Origin of the sequence: Anaerotalea alkaliphila, from assembly GCF_010179735.1 — a bacterium.
Classification (GTDB): Bacteria; Bacillota; Clostridia; order Lachnospirales; family Vallitaleaceae; genus Anaerotalea; species Anaerotalea alkaliphila.
In genome coordinates, this window is the sequence record NZ_JAAEEH010000006.1 from 82,045 (window position 1) to 98,235 (window position 16,191).

Here is a 16,191-nt window from a genome sequence, read left to right on the forward strand (position 1 = left end):
CACAAAGTATACATTGTTGTATACAACAAAATTGAAAAAAGCAAATTCCCGCTAAATGGAATAATTGCTTTTCATCAGCACCTGGAAGGCGGCGTCCTTTGCGGCGACCAGATGCTGCCGTAGGACTTCCGCCGCCTGGGTGTAATTCCGTTTGAGGATTTCGTTGTGGAGACGGATGTGTTCCTTCTGGGTTTCCATCAGCCGCTCGGGCAGCTGGTTGCCGCTGAGGATCCGCAGGCGCAGGTTGTGGTCGTAGATGTTCTGGTAGCATTGGATCAGGTACTTGTTCTCGCAAAGGTTGACCAGGATCCGGTGGTACTCGTCGTCCAGCCCGTAGAAGCGGCTGACGTCTTCGGGAGCGCAGGACTCCTTGTCCACGTGCAATCCGTCGATGAGCTTCTGCATCCGGTCCAGCAGCTCCGGGGTGATGCGTGTCCCGTAATTGGCCAGGATGTAGGGTTCCAGGAGGATGCGGGTTTCATAGATGGTGTTGATTTCGTTGATGGTCACAGGGGCCACCATGACCCCTTTCTTCGGAATGATGGTCAACAGGTTCTCCTGCTCCAGCCGGCTCAAGGCATCCCGGACCGGCGTTCGGCTGGCGTTGATTTCCTTGCAGAGGAACTCCTCGTTGATGAACATGTTCGGGGCATACTCGCAGCTGAGGATTTTGGACTTGATCAGGGTGTATGCTTGCTGTTTCAGACTTGGGGCCATGGTCCACACTTCTTTCTTGTTTAGGATAGAGGGTCGATTGTTGAAAACAATGATAGCACAAATGTATACATTTGGAAAGTGGTGGAATCAACTTGTTTGTTGGGGAAGCAACCATAAAAAACGACAATATGTCCGATGAAAAAAAGGAAATGATGTAAAAAATGTCAAAACCCTATTGACAATGGAGGCGAGTGGAATTAATATGGTAGCAGTGATGTATACAACACAGGACACAAGATAAGGATGCTGGTCAGCCAGCGATGCTGTTTGGAGGTATGAAGAAATGAAATCAATCGTAATCGACCAGCCGGGTTCGGTCCGGATCCAGGAAGTGGAGATGCCCAAACCCGGAAAAGGGGAAGCCCTGCTGCGCATCCTCTACGGGGGAATCTGCGGAAGCGATTTGGGGACCTACCGGGGAACCTTCGCCTATGTTTCCTATCCAAGGGTGCCCGGGCACGAATTCTCCGCAGAGATTGTGGAAATAGAACCGAACGACCGCAACCTGGAAAAGGGCATGGTGGTGACCTGCAATCCCTATTTCAACTGCGGAACCTGCTATCCTTGCCGGAAGGGGCATGTGAACTGCTGTACGACCAACCAGACCATGGGCGTGCAGAGGGAAGGGGCCTTCTCCGAATACATCACCATGCCCATCGAGAGGATTTACGACGGGAAAGGGCTTCCGGCAGTAACATTGGCCTTGATTGAACCCTTCTGCATCAGTTATCATGGAGTCTCCAGGGCGAATGTGGAAAAAGGGGACCGGGTTCTGGTGATCGGTGCCGGTACCATCGGCGCATTCGCCGCCATTGCGGCCAAGCAAACGGGTGCGAAGGTCTACATGAGCGACATCGCCCGGGAGAAGCTGGAGTATGCGAAGCGCTTCGGCATCGACGGGGTTTTGCTGAACGACAGTCCCGCCCACTTCGAGGAGCAGGTGCAGCAGATCACCGACGGCGGCGGATTCGACGTGGTCATCGAGGCGGTGGGATTGCCGGGGACCTTCCAGAACAGCATCGACGCCGCAGCTTTCGGAGGGCGGGTCGTCCTGATCGGTGTGGGCAAATCCAACCTGGACTTCAATTTCACGATGATCCAAAAGAAGGAATTGAACGTGTTCGGATCCAGGAACGCGCTGAAGAAGGACTTCGAGGAGCTGATCGAAATTGTGCGCTCGGGAAAAATAAACATCGAGCAGGTCGTAACCAACACCTACAAGATGCAGGATGCTCCAAAGGCCTTTGAGGATTTCGACAAGAACGCCGCTTCCATGCTGAAGGTCATGCTGGAATTCTAAAGGATACGAAATGGAAGCATCCATTTTAGTATAGAGTCAAAACAAAAAAAGAGGAGGATTTAGAAATGAAGAGATTGATTGCATTGGCTGCAACCCTGGCGCTGGTGGTCGGATTGACAGCATGTGGACAAAAGGCTCCGGAAACAGGCGCAAATGGAGCGGCAGGAACGAATGGAGCAGAGGCGCCTGCGGCGCAGGTCAAGGTGCAGATTGGATTCGAGAATTCCATCTCCGAACCCGTAGGTCAGGCGCTGGTCAAATGGCAGGAACTTGTTGCGGAAAAAGGGGACGGATCCATGGTCATCGAGCTCTTTCCCGACAGCCAGCTGGGAAGCAAGAGCGAACTGATCGATTCCATGCTGCTGGGTGAGCCGATCGTCACTCTGGCGGATGGAGCCTTCTATGCCGACTACGGTGTGCCGGATATGGGAATACTGTTCGGCCCCTTCCTGTTCGACAGCTGGGATGAGTGCTGGGAACTGGTCGAAAGCGAATGGTATGCGGAGCAGAGCGGTCTTCTGGAAGAAAAGGGGCTGAAACTGTTGGCTTCCAACTGGAAGTACGGCGAGCGTCACACCATCACCAAGACCCTTGTGGAATCCCCTGAGGACCTGAAGGGGCTTAAAATCCGTGTGCCCAGCAACCAGATCCAGACGGAAGGCTTCAACGCCCTGGGAGCCACAGCGACCGGAATGGCGTTGAACGACGTCTACCAGGCCCTCCAGACGGGAACCATCGACGGCGCGGAAAACCCGCTGGCGACACTCTACGGCCGCAAGCACCACGAAGTGGCCACCTACCTCCTGCTGGACGGTCATGTCAAGAACTTCACCACCTGGGTTACGGGCACCATGTTCTTCGACAGCCTGACGCCGGAACAGCAGGAACTGCTGGTTTCCACCGGAGAAGAGGCCGGATTCCACAACAACGACCTGGTGGACGCGTCCACGGAAGAATACCTGCAGATGATGATCGACGAGGGCGTAACCGTAACCGAAGTGAGCCCGGAGAACCTGGAGAAATTCAAGGCCGCATCCGCATCCTTCTATGAGAAGGGAAGCAGCTTCGGTTGGTCCGAGAACCTGTACGAGACGGTGAAAGCGGCCATGGGTTCCAAATAATCCCAGCCTCTGTGAAAGATATGGTGAAGACTGTTGGAAAGTAAGAATAGGGTACTTGTTGTCTTGAGGAATCTGGACCTTGTTGTCGGAGGCATTGCCCTGGCGGCACTGGTGGTCCTGACATTCTCCGGAGTGATCATGCGCTACGCGTTCTCCCAGCCGTTCACATGGCTGGAGGAGGTCCAGCTGTGGTGCATGGTGTGGATCGTCTACATAACCGCCGGCGCCGCATTCAGGACCGGCAGCCACGTGGCCATCGAAATGGTTGTGGACATGTTTCCTGTCAAGCTGCAGAAGGTGATGGAGGTCCTGATTTCCATTGTGGTGGTCGTGGTCATCGCCTATCTGTTTGTGCAAAGCGTAGGGTTCGTAAACCTCTTCCTTATGAATGGAAGGACAACGAACATGTTGAGCGTCCCCTTCGCCCTGATTTACGGAATCGTGCCGATTTCAGCGATTTCCATGCTGTTCAATTTTTTCTATGCGGCCTGGCATGAATACAAGAGGCTCGGAACGAAAAGGGAGGTGGGAGAATGAATGAAGTGGTATTGCTGTCGGCAGTCGTGCTGCTTGTCCTGCTCTTCCTGAAAGTGCCGGTGTTCATATCCATCCTGGGAGGATCCATCCTCTACTTCGTGTTGACGCCGGGAACCAATCCGATCGTGTTCGCGCAGCAGGCGGTGGGGGGCAGCGAGAAGATTTCCCTGCTGGCCATCCCCTTCTTCGTTGGGGCGGGCGTCCTGATGAACTACACGGGCGTGACGAAAAGGATCATGGACTTCACGGAAGTGCTCACGGGAAGGATGAGCGGCGGACTGGCCCAGGTCAATGTGCTGCTCTCCGCCCTGATGGGCGGTCTCTCCGGTTCCAACATCGCCGATGCGGCCATGCAGTCCAAGATGATCGTGCCGGCCATGGAGCAGAAGGGATTCTCGAAATCCTTCGCATCGGTGGTTACGGCCACTTCCTCCATGATCACCCCCCTGATCCCTCCGGGAATAGCCATGATCATCTATGGGAGCATCGCCAACGTCTCCATCGGAAAGCTTTTCATCTCCGGGGTGGGGATCGGCACACTGCTGACGGTGTCCCTGATGGTCCTGGTGTGGGTAATTTCCAAGAAGCGCGGCTATCTGCCCATCCGGACCGGGAAGCTGGACCGGCACCAGGTGATCAAGGCCACCCGGCCTGCGTTGCTCCCGATGCTGCTGCCCGTCATCATCATCGGGGGAATCCGTCTGGGGGTCTTCACCGCAACGGAAGCGGGCTCGGTGGCAATCCTGTACGCCCTGTTCCTGGGGATCATGTACAAGGAGCTGCGGATGAAGGATTTCATCCAGTCGATCAAGGAAACGCTGACAACGACCTCCTCCATCATGCTGATAGTGGCGGCCGCGACGGTGTTCTCCTGGATCCTGACGAAGGAAAGGATTCCCCAGCAGCTGACGGAGTGGATTGTGGGAACGGTCAGCAACAAGTATGTGTTCCTTCTAATCGTGAACGTCTTCCTGCTGGTAGTGGGCATGTTCATCGAAGGGAATGCGTCCATGATCATCCTGGTTCCCCTATTGGCGCCCATCGCCCGGGAATTCGGCATCAACGAAATCCACTTCGCCATGACCTACATCTTCAACAACGCCATCGGTGCGATTTCGCCCCCCATGGGGACGCTGATGTTCGTCACCTGCGGCATCACCAAATGCAAGACCAAGGACTTCATCAGGGAAGCGGTTCCCTTCTACCTGCTTCTGCTGATCGTGATGCTGCTGATCACCTACGTGCCGTTCTTTTCCACGGTGCTGGTGGACCTGCTCTACTAGAAGGAAAGACCCCCTTCTCCGGAAATATTGGAGAAGGGGGCCTTTTTATTGACTTTTCCGGTGGAAGGAGTAGAATTAAGTTATCACATCGCAGTGTTCCAACGATGGACACCGGCATCAACGCAACATGGCCACAGGAGGATGGAGGTAGATTTCTATGAAAAAGATCATCGTACCCATCGACGGCTCCAAGTATGCGGACCTTGCCGTCGGGAAGGCCAGGGAGTTCGCCGAGACATTCGACTGCAAGGTCGTCCTGCTCCATGTCTATGACCTGCAAGGCTTGTACATGAAGTTCCAACTCACGCCCAGAAGCCGCCCGGCCGATCTGGACAAGCCCCAAAAGGACTCCCGTGCCCTGTTGGAGGCCGCCCGCCAATCCCTGGAAGAGTTGGGGGACCGGGTGGAGACGGTATCCCTGGAGGGGGACCCGGCCGACACGATACTCGAGTATATCGAACATAGGGAAATGGACATGGTGATCATGGGGTCCCATGGGGTGAAGGGGATGAAGCGGGTCCTCATCGGAAGTGTGACGAACAAGGTGATCCACCACACCGACAAGCCGGTGTTGATTGTCCGGTGAGGTGGCCCTCCTGCCCTTGACTTTTGCTGTGGAAGGAGTAAAATTAAAGTAGGCGTATCAAACGGTTGCATTAATAACTGCCATCTATGCTTAGTTGTACCGGGAAGGACGGTGATAGCCGTATGAAAAAAATCATTGTACCTATCGACGGGTCCAAACATGCGAACCTTGCCATCGAGAAGGCCAAGGAATTCGCCCAGAGTTTCGACTGCAAAATCGTGTTGCTGAACTCCTATGATGTGCATAATCTGTACATGGACCTGCAGGTCGCCAACAGGATCAAATCCATCGACTTGGACAAGCCCCAAGAGGATTCGAAAGCCCTGCTGGAGACGGCCAAGCAATCCCTGAAGGACTTCGGGGAGCGGGTGGAGATGGTTTCCGTGGAAGGGGACCCGGCCAATGAGATCATCAAATATGTCGAGGGCAGTGATGCGGACATGGTGATCATGGGATCCCATGGCCTGAAGGGTGTGCAACGGTTCCTCATCGGCAGTGTTACGAACAAGGTCCTCCATCACATTGAAAAGCCCATACTGATTGTAAGGTGAAAGGGCTATCGGAAAAATCCGCAGTCGTCTAGTGGAAGCACGGGAAAGGAACAATTCCTATGCTTCCACTTTTTGTATGAAATAAGTTTCATGAATGAGCAGCATGGGTTTGAAATTGTTTGACAAATACATGTCGGTATACTATCATAAATTGTGAGAGGATTAGGCTTTTGTCTGGTAGTGTGGGTTTAAGGTACCTCATATGTAGACAGTGAAACTGAAATGGGTTTTGAGGTTATTGGGCAAAATGCCGAAAAAATGAAATAGTTGTGAAATATCCGCCGCTTTTTGGAACGGACGGACCGGGGTGGCGAAATGAGTTTGTTGGTAATTTAACATATATGGGAGAGAGCGAGGGGAATTTGTATGAATGAGAACGTGATTGCGTTGGCAAGGATTAGGCAGCACTACAGTGTGCTGAGCCAGTCGGAAAAAAGGATAGCCTCCTACATCCTGGAGAACCATGAGAAGCTGACGGAGAGCACCACCGCGGACCTGGCGGAAAGGACGGGCACCAGTCCGGCCACCATCGTGAGGTTCTGCAGGTCGCTGGGTTTCAAAGGGTTTTCGGACTTCAAGCTTTACCTGAGTCAGGACTACTTCTCTTCCTCGGGCAAATCCATCCGCGTCGAACAGGATGAAAACATGGCCGAAATCAAACAGAAGACATTCCGTTTCAACCAGAACAGCGTTGAAGACACCATGTCCCTCTTGAGCAACGAGAGTCTGGAACGGGCGGTCAAGGCCATCGGGGAGAGTTCCCAGGTGCTGATTGTGGGGGAAGGGGGGTCTGCCAGTTCGGCCCGGATCGGATTCGAGGCGTTTCTCCAGATAGGGATACACAGCATGTACCTGGAGGATCCTTTTTTTCAGGTGATGGCAATATCCAGAATGCCTGAGGATGGGGTGGTCATAGGAATCACCCATAGCGGCAGGGCGAGGAATGTCATCGATTCCATGAAAGTCGCAAAGGAAAAGGGGTTGACGACAATCGGTCTGGTCGGGATTGTGGGGTCCCCCGTGATGAAGTATACGGATATCCCCCTCTTCAACGGGGTAACGGAACACCTGTATTTCAGCGATACGATAGCGGCAAGGATCTGTGAGTTGAATGTTTTTTCGACGCTCCATGCCGCCCTTTCCCTGCAGCGGAAGGAGATCCTTGGGGATTACAGGCAGGAAATCAGCAGGCTTTTGAACATCAAAAGGGTGAAAAAATGAACCGTTTGCATCGGAAATGCAGAGCGGGGGCGTCCAATGCCATTGTTGGACGCCCCCTGTTTTTTGTATTACAGGAAATTGCTGCGCAAACGCGGCGGAGCCGAGAAATGTTTCATGAGAATTAGAAACTAAAATCTGCATATCCCTAAAAAATGAAAGAATGAACAGAGTGTGTCTAAAATATAACGAACTAAAACCCTTTAAATACTGCTTTTGCAAAGAAAACGGAGAAAACCCGCATCTGAAAAAAATTCAACGTTTCTTAAAATATGAAACAGATAACACTAAAAAGTGAAATATTGGTATTGACAATTGCTGCTTGGCGGGTCTATAATAAGCGCAAAGAGTGGCAGATGCGACAACGGGATGCATGAAAGAACCACCTTGGTTGTGAGAAGTGTCTAAAAAGGAGGATGCAATGAACAAGCGGAAACAAGAGGTTGTCTTGCGCAAATCAAGTATTAGGAGGAACGACGTATGAAGAGGAAACTGGTGGCCATTGCGGCAAGTGCGCTGATCCTGATGTCTGCATTGACAGGATGCGGCGGTACGGGTGGAGGCGCAGGGACGGGAGATGAATCGATCTATCCCAAAATGAAGCTTAGGATGACGGTCAATGGAACGGATATCGCTACGGACACAAAGGTGGCGCACCGGTTTTCGGAATTGGTCGGCGAGGCTTCTGGTGGGAATATTGAAATCAAGGTGTTCTCCAATGACCAGCTGTCCGGAGGCAACGCTACAAAAGCGGTGGAAATGGTCGCCCAAGGGGCTACGGAAATCTCCGCCTATGCGAGCAGTGTCATGGGGGTGCTGGACCAGAGGCTTCGGGTCGGGACCATCCCCTGGATTTTCGACAACTACCAGGAGGCCAGGGCAACCATCGATTCAACCGGCGGGGCGTACTATTCCAAGCTTCTGGCGGAGAAGGGGCTGACCTACATGGGGTCGTTCCACAACGGGTTCCGGCAGATTACGAACAGCAAGAGGCCGGTCAGGACCCCGGAAGATGTGAAGGGCCTGAAGATCCGGGTTCCTGGCGGGGATGTCTACATCAGTTTCTGGAAGGCGCTTGGAGCGGATCCGGTGGCCATGAGTTGGAGTGAGGTGTTCACGGCCATCCAACAGGGGACCATCGACGGGCAGGAAAACGGATTCAGTGTCACCAATTCCGCGAACATGTACGAGATACAGGACTACATGACCGTGTGGAACTATACGTATGAAAACTACCTTTTCATCATGAATTCTGACAGGTTCGACAGCATGACCCCTGAAACGCAGTCTTTGCTCCGTGAGAAGGCGCTGGAGGCCTCCGAATGGGGGAGGGACCTGGTTGAGGACGAAGAGAAGGTGTTGATGGAAAAATTCAGGGAAGCCGGCATGGAAGTTACGGAACTTGCGTCGGAGGAACTTGTTCCTTTCAAGGAGCTGATCAAGGACCTGCAGGTGCGTTTCATTGAAACATATGGAACGGAAGCGGCAGAAGCCTTCGGATTGCAATAGGAAGAAAAGGGGGTAAAAAATGAAAAGCAAATTCGACATGATTGAAGAGGTCATTGCGGTCCTCGCTTTGAGCATCATGACCTTCCTGGCGTTCATCAATGTGGTCGCCAGATACATATTCAGCGCATCGCTCTCCTTTACGGATGAGATGACGACGAGCCTGTTCGTCCTGCTGACGCTGGTGGGGGCGTCCATTGCCGCAAAGCGTGGCGCGCACCTGGGATTGAGCATCTTTGTGGAGAGAATGGGCGTATCGGCACAAAAGAAATTGAAGGTGACGGCTAATCTTCTTGGCATCCTGTTCACTGTTGTGCTCTTCTATTATGGGGTTGTCATGGCCTACAATGAATTCAAGCTGGAGCAGCTGACGGCGGGGATGCAGCTGCCGGAATGGATTTTCGGATCCTTCGTCCCTCTGGGCGCTGCCCTCCTGTTGGTGCGTTTCATCCAGCAGACAAAAAACGCATTGAAAGAAGAGGTGAACTAGTATGACGACAGCGGTATTGTTTCTGACCTTCCTTGTGCTCCTGCTCATGAATGTCCCTATTGCCATAACGCTGGGGCTTGCGTCCCTTGCGGCCCTTCTGGCGGAGAACATCGACCCCATCATTGTTCCCATGAATGTATACGCGGCCACGAGCAAGTTCGTGCTGCTGGCGATCCCCTTCTTCATCCTGGGCGGAAATGTCATGGAAAAGGTTGGGATTTCGGGAAAGCTCATCGTGCTGGCGGAGAAGTTTGTCGGACATATGAAGGGTGGCATGGCCATTGTGTGCGTGTTGGTCGCGACTTTCTTTGCGGCGATTTCCGGCTCGGGGCCGGCGACGGTGGCCGCATTGGGCATGATCATCATTCCTGCCATGGTAAAAACGGGTTATTCGAAGGATTTCTCGTCGGCGCTGATGGCGTCCTCGGGAGCCATAGGGGTCATCATACCTCCCTCCATCACATTCGTGGTCTATGGTTCCATAGCGGGTGTTTCCATCGGGACCCTTTTCATTGGAGGGATTATCCCGGGCATCCTGATGGCCCTTGGACTCGTGACGGTTGCCCTCCTTGCGGGCAGGAAGCTGGACATCGTCACCATGCCCAAGTCCAGCTGGAAGGAAAGGATGGTGGCTTTCAAAGATGCGATCTGGGGACTGATGATGCCTGTGATCATCTTGGGAGGAATCTATGGAGGGATCTTCACTCCGACGGAAGCTGCGGCGGTGTCGGCGGTCTACGGTCTTTTTGTGGGTCTGTTCATCTATAAAAGCATCAACCTGAAGGACCTGTACAAGCTGCTGGTGGACTCCACCGCCCAAACCTCGGTCGTCATGCTGATTACGGCAACGGCCAGCCTCTTTGCCTGGGTCATTACCGTATCCGGCATCGGGGAAGCCATCAGCTCCATGTTCATCAATGTCACCGGCGGGAATGTGATCATATTCTTCATCATCGTGAATATCATCCTGCTCATTGCGGGTGCGTTCCTGGATTCGACATCGGCCCTTTTCATCTTCACTCCCTTGTTCCTGCCGGTGGCCATCGCTCTGGGAGTCAACCTTGTCCACCTGGGTGTGGTCATGATCGTGAACTTGGCGATTGGCTTGATTACGCCTCCTGTAGGGGTCAACCTCTATGTGGCCTGCGGCATTGGGGATATCAACTTGCATAAGATTTCGGTGGCGGTCGTTCCTTTGGTCGTTACGGCCCTGCTTGTCCTGCTGCTTGTCACCTATGTTCCGGGAGTTTCCATGTTCCTGACCGGGTTCATGGGCTAGATGAAAAGGAGAAAAAGCCTCTGGAGATTGATACGGAATCGAATCTTGGAGGCTTTTTCTGCACAGCAAGCGTTTCATAAATATAAAATAAAAAAGAAAAATACAATCAAAATAAAAAGAATAAAAATCGATAGCATGCCATAATAATAGCAAATAACCCCTAATAAAAAGGAAGTAATCCCTGATTGCAAGATTGGCATGCTAAAATTAAATGAAATGCATTTTATTAAAAAATGAAAAATAAAGTTGACAAGGCACTTCGTCGGGTTTATCATGAAAACATGAAATGGCAAACGATGCGGCAGTGCCTAAAACAAGGAGGAGTATGAAAATGTTGGATTTTAAAGATCAAGTGGTTATCGTAACGGGTTCGGGTTCGCCCAAAGGAATTGGAAAAACGATTGCAGCCAAATTTGCCAGGCAAGGGGCGACGGTAATCATTGCGGACATGAACGAAGAGGGAATCAAGGATGCGGTGCAATCCATCGAATCCGAGGGCGGCAAAGCGTTCGGTGTGAACTTGAATGTCACCGACAAGGAATCCGTCGACAAGATGGTGGAAACGGTCATGGACAAGTTCGGAAGAATCGACGTGCTGGTCAACAATGCGGGGATTTCCCAGAAGGTCACCGTCGAGGACATGACTTATGATGACATGTACCGGATTTTCAATGTGAACGTGTTTGGATTGATCCTTTGCACACAAGCAGTGCTGCGGCCCATGAAGAAGGCTGGGTACGGTAGGATCGTATCCCTTTCCTCCGTGTCCGGCAAGCGCGGAGGCGGTGTGTTCGGGGGAGCCCATTATTCCGCTTCGAAAGCTGCGGTCCTCGGATTCTCCAAGAATCTTGCCAGGGAAGTTTCTGAATTCGGAATCACAACCAACTGTGTCTGCCCTGGTCTGATCAACACGGAAATATGGAAATCCCTTCCCAAAGAGTTGGCCGACAAGGTCATCGATGGAATCCCCATGGGACGCCCCGGCGAGACGGACGAAGTGGCAAGCGCCATCGTGTTCCTGGCTTCGAAGGAAGCTTCCTATATAACGGGGGAGGAAATCGACATCAACGGCGGCTCCCACATGGACTGACAAGGTCTTGCCGGTGACGAAATCGTTTGGTTTGAGCATACAAGGAGGATGGAAATGAAAAGCATGGAAAAAAGAGTGGCTTATTTGCGGGAACGCGCAAAAGAACTCAGGAAGTCGGCGTTGACAATGATCTACGAGGCACAATCCGGACATCCGGGAGGGGCCTTTTCCATAGCGGATATTGTTGCGGCATTGTATTTTGACGAAATGAACATCCGGCCCGAAGATCCCCAGTGGGCGGACCGTGACCGTTTTGTGCTCTCCAAAGGGCATGTGTGTCCCATCGTATATGCGGCTCTGGGGCATAAGGGATATTTTGGGCAAGAGCATCTGCACACATTGCGGCAGGAGGGGGCCATCCTCCAGGGGCATCCCTGCATGAAGAAGTGCCCCGGCATCGACATCTCCACAGGTTCCCTGGGTCAAGGCCTTTCCTGTGCGGTGGGTATGGCCATTGCGGGCAAGCGGGACAAGAAGGATTACCGTGTCTTTGCGGTAGTGGGCGACGGGGAGTGCAACGAGGGCCAAATCTGGGAAGCGATCATGAGCGCCTACACCTACAAGCTGGACAACCTGGTCCTGGTCATCGACAACAACCGTCTCCAGATAGATGGAACCTGTGACGAGATCATGCCCAACATCGACCTGACCCGGAAGCTGGAAGCCTTTGGGTTCGAGACTTTCGACATCGACGGACATGACATGGAAGAGATTCTGGCGACCCTGGCGAAGTGCAAGGCCTCCAAAAACGGAAGGCCGAAGTGCATCAACGCCCACACCATCAAGGGCAAAGGGGTGTCCTTCATGGAAGACGAGTTGGCATGGCACGGCATCGCCCCCAATCAGGAGCAGTACGAGCAGGGGATGAAAGAGCTTCGTGAAGCGTGGTGCAGTGAAGAAAATGAAGAAGAGGATCCCACGACGGTGGAAGAGTACCTGGAGGGAATGAAGGAATTGGAAGGAGGCGCGAAATGATGGCGGGCAAACTGATTGCGACAAGAGAAGGTTTCGGCGAAGAGATCGTAACCATGGGCAAACAGAACAAGGACGTCTATGTGGTGGACATCGATATCGGAAAGTCCTGCAAGACTGTGAAATTCAGATGTGAGCTTCCGGAGCAGTACATCAACGTAGGGATTGCGGAGCAAAACGGCGCCGGCGTGGCGGCGGGCTTGGCGACTACGGGAAAAATCCCCTTTGTTGTGACCTATGCGGTGTTCGGATCCCTGCGGATGGTGGAGCAGATCAGGCAAGAAATCTGCTACCCGAACCTGAACGTGAAGATCGCCTGCTCCCACGGCGGTCTGACTCCGGCCAACGACGGTGCGAGCCACCAGGCCATCGAGGACATGGGCGTGCTGCGCACGATCCCCAACATGACGGTGATCATGCCTGCGGACTATGTCGCCACAAAGAAGCTGGTGAAGGCGGCGGCTGAAACCTACGGCCCCATGTTCCTGCGTTTCACCAGGGATGCGGTTCCTGTGATCTATGACGAGGACCAGGAGTTCGAAATCGGCAAGGCGGTCAAGATTTCCGAAGGTAAGGACATCGCCATCATAGCCAACGGGGACACGGTCCGGCTTGGACTTGAAGCCAAAAACCTGCTGGAGGCGGAAGGGGTCGGCGTTACGCTTCTGGACATGCATACAATCAAGCCTCTGGATGTGGATGCGGTGTTGGAAGCGGCGGCGAAAACCGGAAGGATCATCACGGTGGAAGACCACAACATCATCAACGGTCTGGGAAGCGCAGTGTGCGAGGTCGTTTCCGAGGAAGCCAACGCGAAGGTGAAGCGGATTGGAGTGCAGGACCAGTTCGGAATGTCCGCTCCCTACGAAAGGCTGCTGGCCATGAATGGAATCACAGTGGAGAACATTGTGGCGACAGCGAAAGAGATGCTTGGAAGATAAGGAAATAGACGGAAAAGGGAGTGTTGGGCGCTGCGTAGATTGGTGCCCTACTCCCCTTTTTCTTATGTACCGATGGAAAGGAGTAAAACATGTCGGAATCAGCGGTCATTTTTGATTTCAATGGAACGCTATTGTGGGATACGGAAGTCCAGAACAAGGCGTGGGATGTGTTCCTTGCCGGGCATGGCATCTGGATGTCGGATAAGGCGAAATGCCGCCGTATCTATGGGAAGACCAACAGGGAAATCATGAGTGATATTTTTAAAGGAAAATGTGACGAAGGGCAGCTCCTGCAGCGGGCTCAGGAGAAGGAGGCGGTGTATCGGGAACTCCTTGGGAAGGCGGACCTGCAGCTTGCGGAGGGGGTGGTGGAGCTTTTCGACCGGCTGAAGGCGGAGGGGATTCCGTTTGCCATAGCCACCGCATCGGGCTGGGAGAATGTGTCGTTCTATATCGAGCGGTACGGTTTGCACCGGTGGTTCGCGCCGGAGAGGATCGTCTACAACGACGGGACGCTGAGAGGGAAGCCCCATCCCGACCTCTTCCTGCGGGGGATGGAGCGTTTGGGGGTGCGAGCGCGCAAGAATGTGGTCGTATTCGAGGATTCCATGGCGGGGATCCAGGCTGCGGAGGCGGCGGGGGCCGGCGCCGTGGTGGTGGTGGACAGCGGTGGCGTCGACTGCGGCCTGTGGGAAGGTAAACGCCATGTGATCAGGAGCTTTCTGGAGTTGCGGGGAATTGTCCTGTGACCGCTGGAAGCACAAACGAAAGGGCTGTCGCACTGGTTGATTGGCGCGACAGCCCTTTTGTTTGCGGTTGTTCCAAATGGTGGGAAGCCCTCAATGGCATTCCGTCGGATGCAGAGACTTTGCATATTCGTAAGGAGAGGTTTTGAAAATCTTCTTGAAGCATACTGCGAAATACCTGGGATCCTTGTAACCGACCAGCCTGGCCACATCGTTCACCTTGATGTCCTGCTTTCCGAGCAGGATTCGCGCGTGTTCCAGGCGGGCCTTTGTGAGGTGGTCGATGAATGTCGTTCCGGTTTCCTTCTTGAAGAGTTTGCGGAGATAGTTCGGGCTGATGAACAGCTGGCTTGCCACATCGTCCAGGGTGAATTCCGGGTTGGAAATGTTCTGGCTGATGACCGCGCACACCTTTGTGGAAATTGTGGGGTGGGGGGCGGAAGCCTCTCTCGAACGCTCCAAAAGCAGACGGGCGAACTCCATGAAATGGTTTTCCATGGCGTCGAGACAGCTGGTGGATTCCAGGGACTGTTCCAGGGCGTACAGTTCCTGGTAGGAAATCTGCCCGGCGAAGGCGTCCTGGTCGCTTGTGATTGCCTGACAGGTAAAGAGGATGGCTTTGCGCACGAAATAGGCGTTGTCTTTGTGCTTGTCGCGGAAAAAGGAAAAGAGTTCCGCGGACAGCATCTTGAAAGCGGCGATGTTGCCTACTTGGACGGACAGGACCATTTGCTTCCACAACTTGGAGGGGGGATATGCGCAAGCCTGGCTGGCGACGGCGTGGGCCTCCTCGTAGTTGCAGACTGCAGGCGCCTCTTCCGTGAAGCGATACCGGCAAGCTTCCAGTGCCTGGCGATAGGATTGGTTCAAATTCCGGATGTCGCTGGTGGTGTTCCCTGTGAAGAAGTGCAATGTTCCCAGGTTCTCCTTTTGGAAGTGCTCGGCGATTGTTGTCAGGACGGAGTTGATGTCCATGAAGTTGCGCAAATGTTTTGGGCCCGTCAGGTTCAAAGCGATTGCGCAGGTGTCCGCCGCGATGGGGAGACAGACGGGTATGGCGATGCCGTTGAAGTGTTTTTCCAGGTACTTCTGTAGGAGCCGGGGGTCCGCAATGCCTTTGCTTAGGACGCAGCAGTATCCGTGGTAGTTGGAGGCGAGGGGGGCGAATCCGTGAAAACGGTCGGCGGCATCCCCCTCCGCGAGGAGGGCCCGGTAGATTTCTTCCGGGTGGGTCAGCCTTGTGGGTGTGTTTTGCTTGTGGTCTGCGTGCGTGATGGGGTGCATGTTCGTTCGCCTCCATATGCGTAATGGTGGAATGGTTATGCTGGAAACAGGGGGATCAAAGGCGCCTTTGGTGTTTGGGTGCTGTGAGAAATGCGTTTCACAATCATGTAATAAATTCTGAAGGTGTTTGTTTGTTTTATAGTAGAATAATACCATAAAAACAGGGAATAGACAATAATGTTTTAAATAATAATGAAACAATATTCCAATATAAAATAGCTATATATGAAATGCATTCATATGCTATGGTAGATAACGGTAAAGAAGATGCTGAAAAGCGATGATGCATATGGAGCTGCTGGATTTCGTGGAGAAAGAGTTGGGAATCGACCGGATCATCAATCCGGACCTCGCCACGGCCAATGCCATGGTCAAATACCTGTGGGAAGACCTGGCCTATTTTTCCGGAGAGTTTGCAAACGGGAAAATAAAAGAGGGGATCCTCTGATTCACATATGATAATGTCCTATTGTAACGCAAATGATTATGTCCCACTTCCGGTCATGGTGTACAATGAACCTCATGCGACAAAATACAATACATCGAGGTGGCCGCTATCAGAAAGGTAGA

At 53.0% G+C, this 16,191-nt stretch carries 17 protein-coding genes; 15 read left to right on the forward strand and 2 right to left on the reverse strand.

What is annotated here, in order from left to right:
• Nucleotides 1–51: 51 nt before the first annotated feature.
• On the reverse strand, nucleotides 52–717 hold the full coding sequence (locus GXN74_RS03695) for a GntR family transcriptional regulator (RefSeq protein WP_162369573.1): 666 nt from the start codon (nucleotides 715–717) through the stop codon (nucleotides 52–54).
• A gap of 283 nt (nucleotides 718–1,000) precedes the next feature.
• On the opposite strand from GXN74_RS03695, the gene GXN74_RS03700 reads away from it, so the two are divergent.
• The 14 genes from GXN74_RS03700 (at nucleotide 1,001) to GXN74_RS03765 (ending at nucleotide 14,340) form a co-directional block, all read left to right on the forward strand.
• On the forward strand, nucleotides 1,001–2,017 hold the full coding sequence (locus GXN74_RS03700) for a zinc-binding alcohol dehydrogenase family protein (RefSeq protein ID WP_162369574.1): 1,017 nt from the start codon (nucleotides 1,001–1,003) through the stop codon (nucleotides 2,015–2,017).
• A 65-nt stretch (nucleotides 2,018–2,082) separates the two neighbouring features.
• Entirely contained in the window at nucleotides 2,083–3,138 is a 1,056-nt protein-coding gene (locus GXN74_RS03705; protein WP_162369575.1) for a C4-dicarboxylate TRAP transporter substrate-binding protein, read from the forward strand.
• A gap of 33 nt (nucleotides 3,139–3,171) precedes the next feature.
• Nucleotides 3,172–3,675 carry a TRAP transporter small permease gene (locus GXN74_RS03710; RefSeq protein WP_162369576.1) on the forward strand — a complete coding sequence of 168 codons (504 nt, stop codon included), beginning with the start codon at nucleotides 3,172–3,174 and terminating at the stop codon, nucleotides 3,673–3,675.
• Nucleotides 3,672–4,958 carry a TRAP transporter large permease gene (locus GXN74_RS03715; protein WP_162369577.1) on the forward strand — a complete coding sequence of 429 codons (1,287 nt, stop codon included), beginning with the start codon at nucleotides 3,672–3,674 and terminating at the stop codon, nucleotides 4,956–4,958. Before GXN74_RS03710 ends, GXN74_RS03715 begins: the two co-directional genes overlap by 4 nt.
• 157 nt (nucleotides 4,959–5,115) lie before the next feature.
• Nucleotides 5,116–5,544, forward strand: a complete 429-nt coding sequence (locus GXN74_RS03720) for a universal stress protein (RefSeq protein WP_162369578.1) — start codon at nucleotides 5,116–5,118, stop codon at nucleotides 5,542–5,544.
• A 122-nt stretch (nucleotides 5,545–5,666) separates the two neighbouring features.
• Complete coding sequence (locus GXN74_RS03725) at nucleotides 5,667–6,095, forward strand: universal stress protein (protein ID WP_162369579.1); 429 nt, start codon at nucleotides 5,667–5,669, stop codon at nucleotides 6,093–6,095.
• Between the two features lie 366 nt (nucleotides 6,096–6,461).
• Nucleotides 6,462–7,316, forward strand: a complete 855-nt coding sequence (locus GXN74_RS03730; RefSeq protein WP_162369580.1) for a MurR/RpiR family transcriptional regulator — start codon at nucleotides 6,462–6,464, stop codon at nucleotides 7,314–7,316.
• 477 nt (nucleotides 7,317–7,793) lie between these two features.
• Nucleotides 7,794–8,822 carry a DctP family TRAP transporter solute-binding subunit gene (locus tag GXN74_RS03735; protein ID WP_162369581.1) on the forward strand — a complete coding sequence of 343 codons (1,029 nt, stop codon included), beginning with the start codon at nucleotides 7,794–7,796 and terminating at the stop codon, nucleotides 8,820–8,822.
• A 19-nt stretch (nucleotides 8,823–8,841) separates the two neighbouring features.
• Entirely contained in the window at nucleotides 8,842–9,309 is a 468-nt protein-coding gene (locus GXN74_RS03740) for a TRAP transporter small permease (protein ID WP_162369582.1), read from the forward strand.
• A gap of 1 nt (nucleotide 9,310) precedes the next feature.
• Nucleotides 9,311–10,588 (forward strand): TRAP transporter large permease, encoded by a 1,278-nt coding sequence (locus GXN74_RS03745; protein ID WP_162369583.1) that lies wholly within the window; start codon nucleotides 9,311–9,313, stop codon nucleotides 10,586–10,588.
• Between the two features lie 331 nt (nucleotides 10,589–10,919).
• The gene (locus GXN74_RS03750) at nucleotides 10,920–11,678 is read left to right on the forward strand and encodes an SDR family NAD(P)-dependent oxidoreductase (RefSeq protein ID WP_162369584.1); all 759 of its coding nucleotides are present in this window, start codon (nucleotides 10,920–10,922) and stop codon (nucleotides 11,676–11,678) included.
• 63 nt (nucleotides 11,679–11,741) lie between these two features.
• Nucleotides 11,742–12,653, forward strand: coding sequence for a transketolase (locus tag GXN74_RS03755; RefSeq protein WP_484476977.1), 912 nt, complete (start codon nucleotides 11,742–11,744; stop codon nucleotides 12,651–12,653).
• Nucleotides 12,650–13,591: a transketolase C-terminal domain-containing protein gene (locus GXN74_RS03760; RefSeq protein ID WP_162369586.1), complete on the forward strand. Its 942-nt coding sequence runs from the start codon at nucleotides 12,650–12,652 to the stop codon at nucleotides 13,589–13,591. Before GXN74_RS03755 ends, GXN74_RS03760 begins: the two co-directional genes overlap by 4 nt.
• A gap of 89 nt (nucleotides 13,592–13,680) precedes the next feature.
• Nucleotides 13,681–14,340, forward strand: a complete 660-nt coding sequence (locus GXN74_RS03765; RefSeq protein WP_162369587.1) for an HAD family hydrolase — start codon at nucleotides 13,681–13,683, stop codon at nucleotides 14,338–14,340.
• Nucleotides 14,341–14,430: 90 nt separating this feature from the next.
• Here the strand turns inward: GXN74_RS03765 and GXN74_RS03770 are convergent, their stop codons facing one another.
• Nucleotides 14,431–15,621 (reverse strand): helix-turn-helix domain-containing protein, encoded by a 1,191-nt coding sequence (locus GXN74_RS03770; protein WP_162369588.1) that lies wholly within the window; start codon nucleotides 15,619–15,621, stop codon nucleotides 14,431–14,433.
• A 280-nt stretch (nucleotides 15,622–15,901) separates the two neighbouring features.
• Between GXN74_RS03770 and GXN74_RS03775 the strand changes: the two genes are divergently transcribed.
• Nucleotides 15,902–16,069 (forward strand): hypothetical protein, encoded by a 168-nt coding sequence (locus GXN74_RS03775; RefSeq protein ID WP_162369589.1) that lies wholly within the window; start codon nucleotides 15,902–15,904, stop codon nucleotides 16,067–16,069.
• The last annotated feature ends 122 nt before the right edge of the window (nucleotides 16,070–16,191 follow it).